Here is a 14,230-nt window from a genome sequence, read left to right as displayed (position 1 = left end):
TTTCAGCGAGGGAAATCGGCTCCGCGCGAGAGCGTTTCGTTGGCGCGAATGTCGCCCAGATTCTCTTCGATGGCACCGATCACAGCGTCGAATCCATCACCGCCGAGGACCAGTCGTCGCGGAGGCGGGTCCTGGGCCATCGCCGCTATCACCGTGCGTGCCCCGCGCCGCGGATCGCCTGCCTGCGCACCGTCCTGGTCGATCATCGACGAACGGACTCGCGCCAACATGTCGCTGTACTCGGGGATGGATTCCTTGACCGGTTCGTCGGCGAAGCCGGCGTAGGCTCGTGTGCGAAACGCTCCCGGTTCGACGGCCATGACGTGGATGCCCTGCGCCGCAACCTCTTCGCGGAGCACCTCAGTGACGGACTCGACGGCGGATTTGGCGGCGCTGTAGAAGCCGAAGCCGGTCACCGGACGAAGGCCCGCCACCGACGACATGTTGATGATCCATCCGCCCCCTCGGGCACGCATGCCCGGCAGAACCGCACGGATGACCGAAAGCACGCCGAAGAAGTTCAATTCGAACATCGCACGCACATCGGCATCGTGCATGCCCTCGATGGATCCGTACCAACCGCGGCCGGCGTTGTTGACCAGCACGTCGATGCCGCCGAAGCGTTCCTCGGCCGCACCTATCGCCTCTCGTACCTGCGCGGCATCGGTGACGTCCAGCGGCACGACGATCACGCGGTCGCCGTGCTCGTCGGCCCACGAATGCAATTCATCGGGCCGGCGTGCGGTGAGCACCACTCGGTCCCCGATCTCGAGCGCGGCGTCGGCGAAGGCCATGCCGAACCCGCCCGGTGTGCCGCCGGTGATGAACCACGTCCTCGTCATGGCTCAGGGCTCGATCACGAGTCGGCTGAGCAATGCGCCGTCCAGCGTGAAGCGGAAGTGCGAGTCCGCCGCTCCGCCCGGAAAGTCCCCGGCATTGCCCGCGAACACGGTGATCGCCGAGGCGACATCCTTGGTTCTGTGCGCAGTCAGGTAGTTCCTGACCGTCGTCGGCAACTGATTCCACGTGATGGGTGTGTCTGGTCTGTCTGATGTCATGCCTCGACGATGGGGTCTCCCGCAGGGAGAGAGTCAAGCCCTGTTGCGCGGCGCAACCGGTCGGCAATTGCGTCGACCGCTGCTATCGCCTCGGGTGGTTCGAGGATCTCGAAGTCGTAGCCGACCGTGGCGAAGTAAAGCACCATCCGTTCGGGGTCGTCGGCGCCGGCAGTGACGATGCAGGCGTCGGGCCCGTCGGCCTCGATGCTCACCGATGCCGGGGAAAAGTGCTGCGCCAGAATCTGTTCGGATGCCTGATAGCGGACCCGTGCGACATAGCGGTACGGCGAGCTGCTGATCGACTTTTGGATGTAGGTCGCCGCGTCCGGCGCATCACGCTTGACGAATGTGCTGCCCAGCGCGCGAACGTCGGCCATCCGGTCCAGCCGCAGGCTGCGCCAGTCTTGACGGTCGCGGTCGTAGGCCAGCAGGTACCAGCGCCGCCCAGTCGTCACCAATTGATAAGGCTCCAGCCGTCTTTGCGTGGCATTGCCCCGAATGTCGACGTATCCGGAGCTCACGTGCTCGCGGTCGCGGCAGGCGCGTGCCAGCGTCATCAACACGTCGGGTTCGACCGCTTCGTCCGACGGCGAAGTCAGCGTGACGGTGGCGTCGTGCACCGCCGACACCTGCGACCGCAGCCGCGCCGGCATCACCTGATCGAGCTTGCTCAACGCGCGCAGCGCGGACTCACCGACTCCCGCGACGGTGCCACCCGCCGCCAGCCGAAGGCAGACGGCCATCGCTACCGCCTCGTCGGGATCGAGGAGCAGCGGAGGCAGCGCCGCGCCCGCGCCGAGCTGATACCCGCCGCCGTGGCCCTTGCTTGCGTGTACCGGATAGCCCAGGTCGCGCAGCCGGTCGACGTCGCGGCGCACGCTGCGCGTGGTCACGTCCAGCCGCTCGGCGAGCTCTTCTCCAGTCCAGACCCGTCGGGACTGGAGCAGGCCGAGCAGCTGAAGCACCCGGCTCGTCGTTTCCGCCATACTTTCGACTCTGTCGCAGTTATAGGACCGAAACTGTCCTATATGTGATTGAGGGTAGTCCTATGACCATGACGACGACCTTCACCAGCCAGTTGGTCGAGCAGCTCGACTTCCACTGGACGAATTCCCTGCGGCCCCGGTTCGAGGGCCTGACCGACTACGAGTACTTCTGGCAGCCTGTGCCGGACTGCTGGACCGTCCATCCCGACGGCGGCGTCGACTTCGCCTATCCGCCGCCCGAGCCCGCGCCGTTCACGACCATCGCGTGGCGACTCGCGCACGTGATCATCGGTGTGTTCGCGATGCGCAACCACAGCCACTTCGGGGCGCCGGAAGCGAGCTACGAGACCTGGCCCTACGCCACCGATGCGGCCACGGCCCTGCGTCAGCTCGACGAGCAGTACCGACATTGGATCGACGGTGTGGGTGGGTTGTCCGAGGATGATCTGTGGCGGCCGTGCGGGCCCGCCGAAGGACCGTACGCCGACTACCCGATGGCCACCCTTGTTCTGCACATCAATCGAGAGGTCATCCACCACGGTGCCGAAATCGCTTGTATCCGAGATCTATACGTGCACACCAACGAGAAGGGAAACTGAGCCATGGCAGCGATGCCCCCACCCATTGCCGACGAGCGAGCAGGACTACGCGAGTACGTCGCCGCCCAGCACCATGCGTTTCACGCGGTGGCGTTCGGCTTGACCGACGAACAGGCCCGTTCCACGCCGACGGTCAGCGCACTGTGCATCGGCGCCCTGATCAAGCACGTCACAGGAGTCCAACGCAGCTGGATGGCACGGGTGGCCGCCGCGCCGGAGATGACTGAAGGCGACAAGCGACCGATGGAACAGCAGTCGGCGGACTACCAGGACGAGTTCGTGATGCGCGACGACGAGACACTGGCGGGCATCCTCGCCAGATTCGACGAGCAGAACGCCGAGACGATCCGGCTCATCGAGACCGTCGACCTGGGCGCCGCGGTGCCGATTCCGCAGCACGTGCCGTGGTTTCCCAAGGATATTCCGGCATGGTCGGTGCGGTGGGTGCTCTTCCACTTGATCGAGGAACTGGCGCGGCATGCCGGGCAGGCCGACATCATCCGCGAAACCATCGACGGGGCAACCCTTTACGAACTGCTGGCTGGCCTGGAGGACTGGGAGCCGACGCCGTGGCTGACCCCGTGGGGCAAGGAACCGGTAAACAGTTAGGTATGCAAGCGCGCAGCGGGACGGCGGTCTGCGGGGAAGTCGAGCTTTATTACGAGGATCTCGGCGACCCCGCGGCACCGCCTGTGCTGCTCATCATGGGTGTCGGCGCCCAGCTGCCGATGTGGCCCGACGGCTTCTGTGCGCAGCTGGTCCAGCGCGGCCATCGGGTGATCCGGTTCGACCACCGCGACATCGGCCTCTCCACCAAGCTGGCCGGCCACCGGGCAGAAGGCTCGGTGTATCGGCGGGTCGCCCGCTACGCAGTCGGGCGGACCAGCCCGGTCCCCTACACCCTGATTGATATGGCCGACGACGCCAAGGCGCTGCTGGACCATCTGCAGATCGACCGCGCACATGTGGTCGGCGCATCCATGGGAGGCATGATCGCGCAGGTGCTCGCGGGCAACCATGCGGATCGGGCGCGCTCGCTGGGCATCATCATGTCCAGTTCGGGCAAGGCGTTCTCGGCATTGCCGCGGTGGCGCGTGATCAGGCTCGCTATCGGCGGGCCGGGCAAGGACGCACCGTGGGAAGAACGGCTAGCGGCCGAAGTACGCAACATCTCGATCATCAACGGCCCGAACTTCCTTCCGCCCGTTGAACAATTGCGCCGACGTGTCGAAGACCTCCGCGCGCGCAGCGACTACCCGCAGGGCATGCTGCGTCAGTTCGACGCGATCCTGGGCACGGGGAGTTTGATTCGCTTCACCCGCAGTATCGTCGCGCCGACCGTCGTCATCCACGGCTCGGAGGATCCGATGGTTCGGCCACGCAACGGACGCAACCTGGCCCGCATCATCGACGGGGCCCGCTATGTGGTCGTCGACGGCATGGGACACGATCTGCCCGAACCGGTTTGGCGGCCCGTCGTCGAAACGCTGATCGAGAACTTCGCGGCCGCGCCCTAAGGCCGATCGGCCATTGCCTTCCAGAAGGCGTCGTCGTCACGACCCATGCTTCGATCGGCTTCGTCGCGGAGCGCGGCAGCTCGCTTGTGGATGTATTGGTGAGTGGAGCGTGGCATCTGCCCGGGCCCGTAGACGCCGCGTCGGATCCGGCGGACCCGGCCGCGGCGCATTTCCCAACGCAGGGCATCAGACACCGTCTTCGATGCGCGTCCAGGGATCGAAAAGCCTTGGTAATCGAGCTGTTCGATCAGCTCGAAAATGGACGCCGGACCGTGGATGTCGAGGTTTACCGCGAGTACGTAGCGGAGCTCGATGCCCAGCAGCACCCTTCGCTGCGGGATTCCCGATGTCGTCATGGCACGAGCGTGACATTGCGCACCGACAGCGCGGGTGCCTGCGGACGCCCGTAACTCGCCCCCTGTGGATAGCTGCCTTCGCGGAGACTTCCCCAACGCGTCCGAGGCCAATATGACTGTGTGCCAACCTCGACGCGACATTGTCGCTCGGCTACTACGGCCGAGACCAACATCACCGACAAAGTCGCGCGTAGCTTGGCACTACGTCATATTCCCCCGCGACCAACGCCGGCCAATTCACTCCAGTTCGGCGAGCGCCCTGCGCGCGGCTTCCAGTTCGGCTTCCAGGGCAGCGACCTTGGCGGCCTGCTGGGTGCGCGCCTCCTCGATCAGCTCGTCGATCGGCGCGGACAGGTCTTCGTGCAGTTCCTTCGCGGCGCGGGACACGGCGGCGGCCGCGACGGCAAGATTCCGTGCCCGGTAGGTGGTGCCCTGCTTCAGTTCGGCGCGCCATTCCCCGTCGGCGGTACCGGTGACGGTGAGGGTCAGCTCGAGTGTCTTCGGCTTCTTGGCTGCCGGCTTCTTGGCAGGAGCCTTCTTGGGCTTCTCCTCGACAGGGCCTTCTGTGACGTCTTCTTCTGTGACAGGCGGAACTACCGCGTCCGGCGTGTCGAAATAGGTGGACCGCGCTTCTGGTGTCAGAGTGTCTAGGGTCATGACTTCATTAGAACATATGTTCGATGCCTACCGCAGGACCGTCTGCACTGCGTAGTCGACCACCGCGTCCAGGTCGCTTCCGAGGTTGCCCGCCAGCCACTGTTGAGCCAGCTCGGCCATCGCGCCCGTGTACAGGGCGGCACCGACTTGCGCGGCAACGGCATCCGAGCCGGGGTTCAGCCGCCACCCTTCGGTCAACACGCCCTCGCGTAACAGGTCCTGCGTGGCGGTCCGACGTGTCGCGAGCACCGGATTGGCGCGCGCGTCGGTGAACAGAATCCGGCCGCGACGTGGATCGGCCGAACTGAACCCGAGCACGGCGGCGATCCCGGCCCGCGTCCGATCCCGCAGTGAGTCGCCCGCCGCGGCGATCGCCGCCTCCACCTGCACCCCGAGCTGTGCGCTCACCTGGTCGTAGACCGCACCGAGCAGATCGTCGGTGTCGGCGAAACTCTCGTAGAAGTAGCGGGTGTTCAGCCCGCACTCGCGACAGACCGACCGCACCGCCACGGCGGCTTCACCGCCCTCGCCGAACAGGCCGAACGCGGCGTCGATCAGCCGCGCACGCCGTTCGGCGCGCCGGTCGGTCAGCGGCACGCCGGCCCATCGGGTCGGACTGGACATCACCACAGGGTAAGCCGAGTCGGCCAACTCTGGTCACATCCGTGTCCAAATAGTATTCTGGCTACAGCTGTGACCAGACCCGCGAAGGAGCCACCGTGTACCTGCCACATCAGATGGTCGGGCAGTTCGTGAACCAGCGCTTCGACCAGGACGTACGTAAGCATTTCTTCCGGGGCATGGAATTCGCGGCACCCGTTGCCGATCCCGGTTGGTTCGGGCCCGGCAGCGCCGTTTGGCACGTGCACTCGCACATGCACGCCCTGATCTTCGGCCTGCAGTGCGCGGCGTACCTGGAGCGGCTGGACCCGTCGATCTACTGGATGGGCATGCACCATTCGCGGTTGGTCAAACGCGACAAAGACGGAACGGCCGTCCCCGAGATCGACCCCAAGGGCGCCTCGGTGCGACTCGGCCACTCCGTCGCGTTCTTCATCGGGACCGCATACGGCTCGAGCGAGACCGCCGATCGGCTCGCCCAGTCGGTTCGCGCAATGCACCACACCATCAAGGGCGTCCGGCCCGACGGAGCGCGGTATGACGCGGACGACCCGGACTGGCTGCGCTGGAATTACGCCACCGTCGTGTGGGGTCTCGCGACCGCACACGAGCTATATCACCCGAATCCGCTGCGCGGTAAGAAGATCGACGACTACTACGGCGAGTTCGTGCGCGTCGGACATGCGCTCGGCGGAACCGATCTTCCCACCACCAAGGCCGACACCCTGGACTGCCTGAAGTCCTACCTGCCCCGGCTTGCCGTCACGCACGGCATGGCGATGTCGACAGGCGCCAACCTCCCGATGCCGCACAGTGCGATCGACTGGGCCATCCGCGACACGATGCCGAGATGGGCCAAGGAATTGATCGCGCATCGCGACCCCAACATCGTCCAACGCACGGCACGGCGCGCCGCGGTCTGGAGCATCATCAACGGTCTGCACGTCGCGGCGGGCACCGCACCGGAGTTTCGGCAGGCGCAGGCAAGGGTGAAGTCCGGAACCACCGTGTCGCACACCCTGCCGACCTACGTGCTCGGCGACGACCCAGTCCGCACACGCAACGAGGTGGAACTCAGCTTCAGCTGAAACTTCACCTCGGCGGCAGAAGTCACATCGCACCGCCCTTTCGCTGCGGCATGTGATGCTGCGGCGGTTCACCCGGTGCGGCCGGACGACGCTGCGGTGCCGATTCGCGAGGCGGTATCCGCGTGCCCTCCTGCCGACGCGCAGCGGGATCGGTCTTTGCGTGCATAGCGCGCTCTTGCTGCGCCTGCACCTGCACCGTCGGGCTCGCGTGGGCGCCCGCCGCCAGCCCCAGCGCGGCACCTCCGAAGATGCTGCCCGCGGCCATCGTCGCCGCCGCGAAGCGAGCGATGAAGTTGCGGAATTCCTTGTCGGCCATCTCAATTCTCCTGTCCATTTACCGTCATCAGACGCGTTTCTCGATTCCGAAGTTACGGACGAAAGACGGCCGTGGCACGCTTGTGCGCACTAGTCGCCTAACCCTCGATGTGCAGGTTTTGCGCATTGTGCTCAGGAGGCGATCTGTGACCCGATCCACACGTTTTCGCGGCTCATCGCCGATTTTGAGACACTGGCCCCTATGAGTACGACTAAACCCCGCGAGATGGCCAAGTTGGGCCGGGTGCCATTGCCGGTCGAGGCTGCTCGCATCGGCGCGACGGGTTGGCAGATAACCCGCACCGGCGCGCGAGTCGTCACGAAGCTCGCCGGCAAGGGATCGTTGCAGCAGAAGATCCTCAAGCAGATCCCGCAGGCATTCGCCGATCTCGGACCCACCTACGTCAAATTCGGCCAGATCATCGCGTCGAGCCCCGGCGCGTTCGGCGAGCATCTGAGCCGCGAGTTCCGCAGCCTGCTCGACGCCGTACCCCCGGCCGACCAAGATGCGGTACACAAGCTGTTCAAGGAAGAGCTCGGCGACGACCCGGCCAACCTGTTCGCCACCTTCGACGAGAAGCCGTTCGCATCAGCCTCGATCGCGCAGGTGCACTATGCGACCCTGCACACCGGCGAAGAGGTCGTCGTCAAGATCCAGCGGCCCGGTATCCGCCGACGCGTCGCCGCCGACCTGCAGATCCTCAAGAGGGGCGCCCGTCTGGTCGAGTTCGCCAAGCTCGGCCAGCGGCTCTCGGCGCAGGACGTCGTCGCGGACTTCGCCGACAACATCGCCGAAGAGCTGGACTTCCGGCTCGAGGCCCAGTCGATGGATGCGTGGGTGTCCCACATGCACGCCTCCCCGCTGGGCGAGAACATCCGGGTGCCGCAGGTCTACTGGGACCTGACCAGCGCGCGGGTGCTCACCATGGAGCGGGTGACCGGTGTCCGCATCGACGACGCCGCGGCGATCCGCAAGGCCGGATTCGACGGCACCGATCTCGTAAAAGCCTTGCTGTTCAGCGTTTTCGAGGGCGGGCTGCGACACGGGCTGTTCCACGGCGACCTGCACGCGGGCAATCTGTTCGTCGATCCCGACGGCAAGATCGTGTTCCTAGACTTCGGCATCATGGGCCGCATCGACCCCCGCACCCGCTGGCTGCTGCGCGAGCTGGTGTACGCGTTGCTGGTCAAGAAAGACCACGCCGCGGCGGGCAAGATCGTCGTGCTGATGGGCGCGGTCGGCACCATGAAGCCCGAAGCCCAGGCGGCGAAGGATCTGGAGAAGTTCGCGACGCCGCTGACTGCTTCGTCGTTGGGCGACATGAGTTATGCCGAGATCGGTAAACAACTTTCGACGCTGGCCGACGCGTACGACGTCAAGCTGCCGCGCGAACTGGTGCTGATCGGCAAGCAGTTCCTCTACGTGGAGCGCTACATGAAGCTGCTCGCACCGAAGTGGCAGATGATGTCGGACCCGCAGTTGACGGGGTACTTCGCCAACTTCATGGTCGAGGTAAGTAGAGAGCACAGCACAGAAGTCGAGGCCTGAGTTGCAGACGCGCACCGGCACCGCCAAGTCGGGTGAGCTCGATATCCACTACGAGGACATGGGCGACCCGAACGACCCGGCGGTGCTGCTCATCATGGGACTCGGTGCGCAGCTGTTGTTGTGGCGCAAGGACTTCTGCGAGAAGCTTGTCAATCAGGGGCTCCGCGTCATCCGCTATGACAACCGTGACGTCGGGCTGTCCTCCAAAGTCACCGGACAGCACTCCGGTGCCGCACTGGCACCGAGGATGGTGCGCTCGTTCCTCGGCCTGCGCAGCCCCGCGCCCTACACGCTCGAAGACGTAGCCGATGACGCCGCCGAGCTACTGGACCACCTGAACATCGACACCGCCCATATCGTCGGAGCGTCGATGGGCGGCATGGTCGCTCAGGTCTTCGCCGCACGGCATGGCGTGCGCACCAAGACGCTTGCCGTGATCTTCTCGAGCAACAACCAACCGGTGTTGCCGCCGCCTGCGCCCAAACAACTGCTCGCAATTCTGCAGCGGCCGAAGGACACAACCCGCGAAGCGATCATCGCGAACGCGATTCGCGTCAGCAGAATCATCGGTAGTCCCGGCTATCCCGCGCCGGAGGATCGCATCCGCGCCGAGGCCATCGAGGGCTACGACCGCTCGTACTATCCCGCAGGCATCGGTAGGCAATTCGCCGCGATCATGGGCAGCGGCAGCCTCCTGCACTACGACCGTCAGATCACCGCACCAACCGTCGTCATCCACGGCAAGGCCGACAAGCTGATGCGCCCGTTCGGCGGCCGCGCTATCGCCCGCGCGATCAAGGGCGCCCGCCTTGTGCTCTTCGACGGCATGGGTCACGAGTTGCCACGCGAGCTTTGGGACGACATCGTCGGCGAGCTGAAAACCAACTTCGCCGCGGCTGTGTAGGGGCTGTGATCCCCCTCTCGTAGTTAGTTAGCTACTGCGATTCGCGTTAGCATGCGAAGGCGAGTGCTTCAGGGCCTTTGCGAGCTGTCAACGGTGACGACGGCCGAGCTACTGATCCGCCCAAGAAAGGCACCGACGCAATGGCTGCTGCACGCAACTTAAAACCGCATTTCGAAGACGTCCAGGCGCATTACGACCTGTCTGACGAGTTCTTCCGGCTGTGGCTGGACCCAACCCAGACCTACAGCTGTGCTTATTTCGAGCGCGATGACATGACGCTGGAAGAAGCGCAGCTGGCCAAGATCGACCTGGCCCTGGGCAAGCTGGGCCTGCAGCCCGGCATGACGCTGCTGGACGTTGGTTGCGGCTGGGGTTCGACGATGATGCGAGCGATCGAGCGCTACGACGTCAACGTCATCGGACTGACCCTGAGCGAGAACCAAAAGGCTCATGTGGAAAGGGTTTTCGCGGAATCCGACAGCCCGCGCGACAAGCAGGTGCGGCTGCAGGGCTGGGAGCAGTTCGACGAGCCCGTTGACCGCATCGTCAGCATCGGGGCGTTCGAACACTTCGGTTTTGACCGTTACACCGACTTCTTCAACATGGCCTACGCCGTGCTTCCCGACGACGGCGTCATGCTGCTGCACACCATCACGGCGCTGACGCTGCCGCAGATGGCCGACCGCAAGATTCCGCTGACCTTCGAGGTGGCGCGGTTTGTGAAGTTCATTCTCACCGAGATCTTCCCGGGCGGGCGACTGCCGTCGATCGAGAAGGTCGAGGAGTATGCGACTCCGGCCGGATTCACGCTGACCCGCCGTCAGTCGCTGCAGCTGCACTACGCGCGAACTCTGGACACCTGGGCCGGGGCGCTCGCGGCGCACAAGGACGAGGCGATCGCCGTGCAGTCCGAAGAGGTCTACGACCGTTATATGCACTACCTAACGGGCTGCGCGCACGGCTTCCGCACTGGCTATATCGACGTCCACCAATTCACACTCGCCAAGTAAGTGGCGAATTAGGGAAGAAACCGGGCCAAACGCTAGGGTGTACGACCAGATCCACACTACGAAGGGCCCACTAGCGCTTATGTCTGACAACTCGACCGGCACGAAGGATATGACTCCTCATTTCGAGGACATCCAGCACCACTACGACCTGTCAGACGACTTCTTCGGCGTGTTTCAGGACCCGACCCGCAAGTACAGCTGCGCGTTCTTCACCAGCCCCAATGTGACGCTGTCGGAAGCCCAGATCGCCAACGTCGACCAGCACCTCGATGCGCTCGACCTGAAGCCCGGCATGACCCTGCTCGAGGTCGGCTGTGGCTGGGGCCTGACGCTGCAGCGGGCGATGGAGAAGTACGACGTCAACGTCATCGGCCTGACGCTGTCGAAGAACCAGAAGGCGTATTGCGACCAGCTGCTGAGCAAGCTCGACAGCAAGCGGACGTTCGACGTGCGGTTGGAGGGCTGGGAGCAGTTCCACTCCCCCGTCGACCGGATCGTGTCGATCGAGGCCTTCGAGCACTTCGGTTTCGAGCGGTATGACGACTTCTTCAAGACGTGCTTCGACATCCTGCCTGACGACGGCCGGATGACCGTCCAGAGCAGCGTCGGCTACCACCCCTACGACCTGGCCGAGCGCGGTAAGAAGCTCACGTTCGAGTTGGCCCGGTTCGTCAAATTCATCATCACCGAGATCTTCCCGGGCGGCCGCCTCCCGACCACGCAGATGATGGTCGAGCACGGCGAGAAGGCCGGCTTCGTGGTGCCCGAGCCGAAGTCCCTGCGCAACCACTACATCAAGACTCTCGGCATCTGGGCCGACCGGCTCGAGCGCGACAAGGAAGCGGCGATCGCGGCCACCGACGAAGAGAACTACCACCGGTACATGCGGTATCTGCTGGGCGCGCAGTATTACTTCATCGACGAATCCATCGATGTCAGCCTGGTCACGTACCTGAAGCCGGGCGCCGCGGCCTAGGCTGCCGTCAGGCAGCGGCCTGGGCGGGATCTTCCGAACCTTCGGCGCCTTCTGCATCTGCGGCGGGTTGCGGTTCAGCGACGGGATCCAGCTGAGACGGGCCCTCGCCGCCACCCGTCGGGCCCTCGGCCGGCTTGTTCGGCGAGAAGTTCAACGACACGCTGCCGCCGTTGGCGTCGACCCTGTTGTCTACGGGATCTTTATTCTCTTCGGGGTCCTTGTTGAGCACTCCCACGATCTCGTGGCCCTGATTGGCTTCGTTCTCGTGCTCGCCGTTCTGACCCTCCATCGGCTCGATGGGCGTCTCTTCGATCGGCGTCTGCTCGGGCAGCAGGGTCCCCTCAGGCACGGTTCCCTCGGGCATAGTCCCCTCTGGCACGGTTCCCTCGGGCACGGTTCCCTCAGACACCGTCAGGTCGCCCTCGGTCTCGCCCTGGGCGAGCAACTGATTCTCTTCGCCTTCGGTGCCGCCCTCCTCTTGGGCGCCGTTGTCCTGCACCAGTGACATCCGTGCCGCGGACGAATCGTCTGCGTTGTCCTCGGGCTGCTGTTGTTCGTCGAGCGACGAAACCACCGGAGCCACCGGTGCGGGTACCGGAATATTCGGCGTCAGCGGGATCGCCGTCGTCAATCCGAAATTCGCGAGGAAGTTGTTGATACCCACGAAAACTGCCGGGATCAGCTTGAGGAAGAGCGTAATCGGATTGAAGATCGGGATCAGCCCGGTCCCGATGGGCGCGCCGAACGGAAGCCAGCGGGCGTACCCGGTCTCTTCGATGAGCACGCGCAAAACGGGCTCGAAGAGGTCTGCGATCGGCTTGCCGATCAACGGAATGAGGTGCAGTGGCCGCACGAGCGGCAGTGTCTTTGGCGTGACGGTGTAGTAAGTGGTGTCGCCGTACTGCTGAATGTTGACGTTGTCGGGGTACAGCCCAGGGTTCGCAGTCAGCTCGCGCCACTCGTCTAGCGTGTATCCGGCAGGAGTCTCCCCCGGATCGCTCTTCGCGTTGAACGCCAGGTAGGTGCCGTGGTCGTAATAGAAGCCGAGGAGCGAGTTGACCACCGCCAACGGGTTCAAAATGTATGTCGGCCAGTCGGCGATGCCCTCCCACCGGATCGCCCAGTCTTCGGTGGGGACATCACTGTTCGTGGGCGTGGGCTGGCCCGTCGTGATGTTGAGAATAGGGATGTAGGGGATGAAGCCCAACCGCGAAAGCAGGCCACCGTTCGGACGGTTGGGGTTGCCGATGAAGACGAACGCTTCCGGCGTCTGGCCCGCCCACTCACCGTTGACGTACCGCATCTTCGCGATGCTGGCCACCCGAGCGCCCTGCGAGTAGCCGGCAATCAAATACGGTTGAGCACCGAGGTTCTGTGCGTCGGTTTCAAGGTTTTGCACCCCCTTCGCCACCGACACGTTGAACGTGTCACACGACAGGTTTGGACACCAACCAGGCAGCGGGATCGGCCAGAACGACGCGGGATAGTTGACCCCGACCAAGCCGTTATCCGGACAACCGCCGGGGGCGGTACTACAAGGCGTCTGCATGTAGTAGTTGCGGAAGTTCGTCATGTACCCGCTGATGCCGTTTGCGTCCGGAGTGCCCGTGCCCGGCACGATCAGCACGGTGGCCGCCAGGCTGACGGCCGATAGCACCACCGTGGCGGCGGTGAGCACGGCCGTGCTGACCAAGCTCAAGAGGAACAGAACAACAACCCGACCGGCCTTACGCATGTGTCAACAATCACATAACGCACCGCCCGGATCCATGGAATTGAAAATTTGCCCCAAAGGTGTGTCGCATGTGGTGTCGGATTTCCGCGGCGCCGTTCGTCGACCTGGTAGAGAGTGGAACACAGGGTTCTGCTCGCATCGAAAGGTGACACCATGTACTACTTCGCCCTGTTGCTAGGACCCGAGTCCGCCGACCCGCCCGCCCCCGAGGCGGCGGCCGCTGAGATGGCGGCGTACGGGGCCTTCCACGCCAAAGCGGCGTCGGCGATTCGCGGCGGCGACGCGCTCACCCCGTCGGCGACCGGCCTACGGATCACCGGAGGCCCCGACGCGCCGATCGTGACCGACGGCCCGTTCGCCGAAAGTGCCGAGGTGGCCGGCGGCTACTACGTGTTCGAGGCCGAGAACCTCGACGAGGCGCTGGCCCTGGCGCGCGACATCCCCGCCGCCAAGTACGGCGCAGTCGAGGTATGGCCGATGGTGCATCACTCGCCGCCGACCAAACCACTCAACAACAACTGGATCGCGCTGCTGCTCGAGCCGGCGGCCGGCGCCGTCACGCCGGGCACGCCGGAATGGGATGCCGGGATCGCGGCGCATCAGAAGTTCGGCGAGGCAGCCGGGGACCGCACCAACGGCGGCGCTCCCCTGCATCCGCCCACCACAGCGACAACGGTGCGCGTGCGTGACGGCGAGGTGCTGCTGACCGACGGCCCGTACATCGAGGGCGCCGAGGTGGCCAACGGCTACTACATCCTCGACGTGGCCGACCGCGACGAGGCCATCAAGATCGCCTCGATGATCCCCGCGACGACTGTGGAGATTCGCCAGCTCATAGGCGTTTCCGGCCTGTAGCGGC

17 protein-coding genes are annotated in these 14,230 nt (G+C 64.7%); 9 read left to right on the top strand and 8 right to left on the bottom strand.

The genetic code is table 11. The annotated features are described in order from the left end of the window. Nucleotides 1-2: 2 nt before the first annotated feature. Genes AB4Z42_RS03080 through AB4Z42_RS03070 form a run of 3 tightly spaced genes read right to left on the bottom strand, consistent with a single transcriptional unit; the run spans nucleotide 3 to nucleotide 2,044 of the window. Nucleotides 3-842 carry an SDR family NAD(P)-dependent oxidoreductase gene (locus AB4Z42_RS03080; RefSeq protein ID WP_442007631.1) on the bottom strand — a complete coding sequence of 280 codons (840 nt, stop codon included), beginning with the start codon at nucleotides 840-842 and terminating at the stop codon, nucleotides 3-5. A 3-nt stretch (nucleotides 843-845) separates the two neighbouring features. Beyond that, nucleotides 846-1,058 (bottom strand): hypothetical protein, encoded by a 213-nt coding sequence (locus tag AB4Z42_RS03075; protein WP_442007630.1) that lies wholly within the window; start codon nucleotides 1,056-1,058, stop codon nucleotides 846-848. Beyond that, nucleotides 1,055-2,044 carry a helix-turn-helix transcriptional regulator gene (locus AB4Z42_RS03070; protein WP_442007629.1) on the bottom strand — a complete coding sequence of 330 codons (990 nt, stop codon included), beginning with the start codon at nucleotides 2,042-2,044 and terminating at the stop codon, nucleotides 1,055-1,057. The genes AB4Z42_RS03075 and AB4Z42_RS03070 overlap by 4 nt, the downstream gene beginning before the upstream one ends. 62 nt (nucleotides 2,045-2,106) lie before the next feature. Between AB4Z42_RS03070 and AB4Z42_RS03065 the strand changes: the two genes are divergently transcribed. The 3 genes from AB4Z42_RS03065 to AB4Z42_RS03055 are packed head-to-tail and all read left to right on the top strand — an operon-like array spanning nucleotide 2,107 to nucleotide 4,160. After that, nucleotides 2,107-2,643, top strand: a complete 537-nt coding sequence (locus tag AB4Z42_RS03065; RefSeq protein WP_442007628.1) for a DinB family protein — start codon at nucleotides 2,107-2,109, stop codon at nucleotides 2,641-2,643. Between the two features lie 3 nt (nucleotides 2,644-2,646). Next, nucleotides 2,647-3,252, top strand: a complete 606-nt coding sequence (locus tag AB4Z42_RS03060) for a DinB family protein (RefSeq protein WP_442007627.1) — start codon at nucleotides 2,647-2,649, stop codon at nucleotides 3,250-3,252. Between the two features lie 2 nt (nucleotides 3,253-3,254). Beyond that, the gene (locus AB4Z42_RS03055; protein WP_442007626.1) at nucleotides 3,255-4,160 is read left to right on the top strand and encodes an alpha/beta fold hydrolase; all 906 of its coding nucleotides are present in this window, start codon (nucleotides 3,255-3,257) and stop codon (nucleotides 4,158-4,160) included. Here AB4Z42_RS03055 and AB4Z42_RS03050 read toward each other — a convergent pair. From AB4Z42_RS03050 to AB4Z42_RS03040, 3 genes are all read right to left on the bottom strand, one after another. Next, nucleotides 4,157-4,516, bottom strand: a complete 360-nt coding sequence (locus AB4Z42_RS03050; protein ID WP_442007625.1) for a hypothetical protein — start codon at nucleotides 4,514-4,516, stop codon at nucleotides 4,157-4,159. The genes AB4Z42_RS03055 and AB4Z42_RS03050 overlap by 4 nt on opposite strands. A gap of 237 nt (nucleotides 4,517-4,753) precedes the next feature. After that, nucleotides 4,754-5,173, bottom strand: coding sequence for a DUF6319 family protein (locus AB4Z42_RS03045; RefSeq protein WP_442007624.1), 420 nt, complete (start codon nucleotides 5,171-5,173; stop codon nucleotides 4,754-4,756). Between the two features lie 27 nt (nucleotides 5,174-5,200). Next, nucleotides 5,201-5,797 carry a TetR/AcrR family transcriptional regulator gene (locus tag AB4Z42_RS03040; protein ID WP_442007623.1) on the bottom strand — a complete coding sequence of 199 codons (597 nt, stop codon included), beginning with the start codon at nucleotides 5,795-5,797 and terminating at the stop codon, nucleotides 5,201-5,203. A 95-nt stretch (nucleotides 5,798-5,892) separates the two neighbouring features. Between AB4Z42_RS03040 and AB4Z42_RS03035 the strand changes: the two genes are divergently transcribed. After that, nucleotides 5,893-6,882 carry an oxygenase MpaB family protein gene (locus tag AB4Z42_RS03035; RefSeq protein ID WP_442007622.1) on the top strand — a complete coding sequence of 330 codons (990 nt, stop codon included), beginning with the start codon at nucleotides 5,893-5,895 and terminating at the stop codon, nucleotides 6,880-6,882. A gap of 22 nt (nucleotides 6,883-6,904) precedes the next feature. Here the strand turns inward: AB4Z42_RS03035 and AB4Z42_RS03030 are convergent, their stop codons facing one another. Further along, nucleotides 6,905-7,198 carry a hypothetical protein gene (locus tag AB4Z42_RS03030; protein ID WP_442007621.1) on the bottom strand — a complete coding sequence of 98 codons (294 nt, stop codon included), beginning with the start codon at nucleotides 7,196-7,198 and terminating at the stop codon, nucleotides 6,905-6,907. Between the two features lie 201 nt (nucleotides 7,199-7,399). On the opposite strand from AB4Z42_RS03030, the gene AB4Z42_RS03025 reads away from it, so the two are divergent. The 4 genes from AB4Z42_RS03025 to AB4Z42_RS03010 all read left to right on the top strand — a co-directional run bounded on the left by AB4Z42_RS03025 (nucleotide 7,400) and on the right by AB4Z42_RS03010 (nucleotide 11,636). Next, nucleotides 7,400-8,746, top strand: coding sequence for an ABC1 kinase family protein (locus AB4Z42_RS03025; RefSeq protein ID WP_442007620.1), 1,347 nt, complete (start codon nucleotides 7,400-7,402; stop codon nucleotides 8,744-8,746). Between the two features lies 1 nt (nucleotide 8,747). Continuing rightward, the gene (locus tag AB4Z42_RS03020; protein WP_442007619.1) at nucleotides 8,748-9,650 is read left to right on the top strand and encodes an alpha/beta fold hydrolase; all 903 of its coding nucleotides are present in this window, start codon (nucleotides 8,748-8,750) and stop codon (nucleotides 9,648-9,650) included. 140 nt (nucleotides 9,651-9,790) lie between these two features. After that, nucleotides 9,791-10,660, top strand: coding sequence for a cyclopropane mycolic acid synthase family methyltransferase (locus tag AB4Z42_RS03015; RefSeq protein WP_442007618.1), 870 nt, complete (start codon nucleotides 9,791-9,793; stop codon nucleotides 10,658-10,660). 79 nt (nucleotides 10,661-10,739) lie between these two features. Further along, on the top strand, nucleotides 10,740-11,636 hold the full coding sequence (locus AB4Z42_RS03010) for a cyclopropane mycolic acid synthase family methyltransferase (RefSeq protein ID WP_442007617.1): 897 nt from the start codon (nucleotides 10,740-10,742) through the stop codon (nucleotides 11,634-11,636). 7 nt (nucleotides 11,637-11,643) lie between these two features. Here the strand turns inward: AB4Z42_RS03010 and AB4Z42_RS03005 are convergent, their stop codons facing one another. Next, on the bottom strand, nucleotides 11,644-13,371 hold the full coding sequence (locus AB4Z42_RS03005; RefSeq protein ID WP_442007616.1) for a PE-PPE domain-containing protein: 1,728 nt from the start codon (nucleotides 13,369-13,371) through the stop codon (nucleotides 11,644-11,646). Between the two features lie 153 nt (nucleotides 13,372-13,524). On the opposite strand from AB4Z42_RS03005, the gene AB4Z42_RS03000 reads away from it, so the two are divergent. After that, complete coding sequence (locus AB4Z42_RS03000; RefSeq protein ID WP_442007615.1) at nucleotides 13,525-14,226, top strand: YciI family protein; 702 nt, start codon at nucleotides 13,525-13,527, stop codon at nucleotides 14,224-14,226. Nucleotides 14,227-14,230: the final 4 nt, after the last annotated feature.

This window comes from Mycobacterium sp. 2YAF39 (assembly GCF_052114565.1).
GTDB lineage: Bacteria > Actinomycetota > Actinomycetes > Mycobacteriales > Mycobacteriaceae > Mycobacterium.
Note: the sequence above shows the minus strand (reverse complement) of the source record. Positions and strands in the feature narration are given on the sequence as shown.

Coding starts and splice junctions, on each gene's coding strand:
- AB4Z42_RS03080 (WP_442007631.1), bottom strand. CDS start 842: ATGACGAGGACGTGGTTCATCACCGGCGGCACACCGGGCGGGTTCGGC.
- AB4Z42_RS03075 (WP_442007630.1), bottom strand. CDS start 1,058: ATGACATCAGACAGACCAGACACACCCATCACGTGGAATCAGTTGCCG.
- AB4Z42_RS03070 (WP_442007629.1), bottom strand. CDS start 2,044: ATGGCGGAAACGACGAGCCGGGTGCTTCAGCTGCTCGGCCTGCTCCAG.
- AB4Z42_RS03065 (WP_442007628.1), top strand. CDS start 2,107: ATGACCATGACGACGACCTTCACCAGCCAGTTGGTCGAGCAGCTCGAC.
- AB4Z42_RS03060 (WP_442007627.1), top strand. CDS start 2,647: ATGGCAGCGATGCCCCCACCCATTGCCGACGAGCGAGCAGGACTACGC.
- AB4Z42_RS03055 (WP_442007626.1), top strand. CDS start 3,255: ATGCAAGCGCGCAGCGGGACGGCGGTCTGCGGGGAAGTCGAGCTTTAT.
- AB4Z42_RS03050 (WP_442007625.1), bottom strand. CDS start 4,516: ATGACGACATCGGGAATCCCGCAGCGAAGGGTGCTGCTGGGCATCGAG.
- AB4Z42_RS03045 (WP_442007624.1), bottom strand. CDS start 5,173: ATGACCCTAGACACTCTGACACCAGAAGCGCGGTCCACCTATTTCGAC.
- AB4Z42_RS03040 (WP_442007623.1), bottom strand. CDS start 5,797: ATGTCCAGTCCGACCCGATGGGCCGGCGTGCCGCTGACCGACCGGCGC.
- AB4Z42_RS03030 (WP_442007621.1), bottom strand. CDS start 7,198: ATGGCCGACAAGGAATTCCGCAACTTCATCGCTCGCTTCGCGGCGGCG.
- AB4Z42_RS03025 (WP_442007620.1), top strand. CDS start 7,400: ATGAGTACGACTAAACCCCGCGAGATGGCCAAGTTGGGCCGGGTGCCA.
- AB4Z42_RS03015 (WP_442007618.1), top strand. CDS start 9,791: ATGGCTGCTGCACGCAACTTAAAACCGCATTTCGAAGACGTCCAGGCG.
- AB4Z42_RS03010 (WP_442007617.1), top strand. CDS start 10,740: ATGTCTGACAACTCGACCGGCACGAAGGATATGACTCCTCATTTCGAG.
- AB4Z42_RS03005 (WP_442007616.1), bottom strand. CDS start 13,371: ATGCGTAAGGCCGGTCGGGTTGTTGTTCTGTTCCTCTTGAGCTTGGTC.
- AB4Z42_RS03000 (WP_442007615.1), top strand. CDS start 13,525: ATGTACTACTTCGCCCTGTTGCTAGGACCCGAGTCCGCCGACCCGCCC.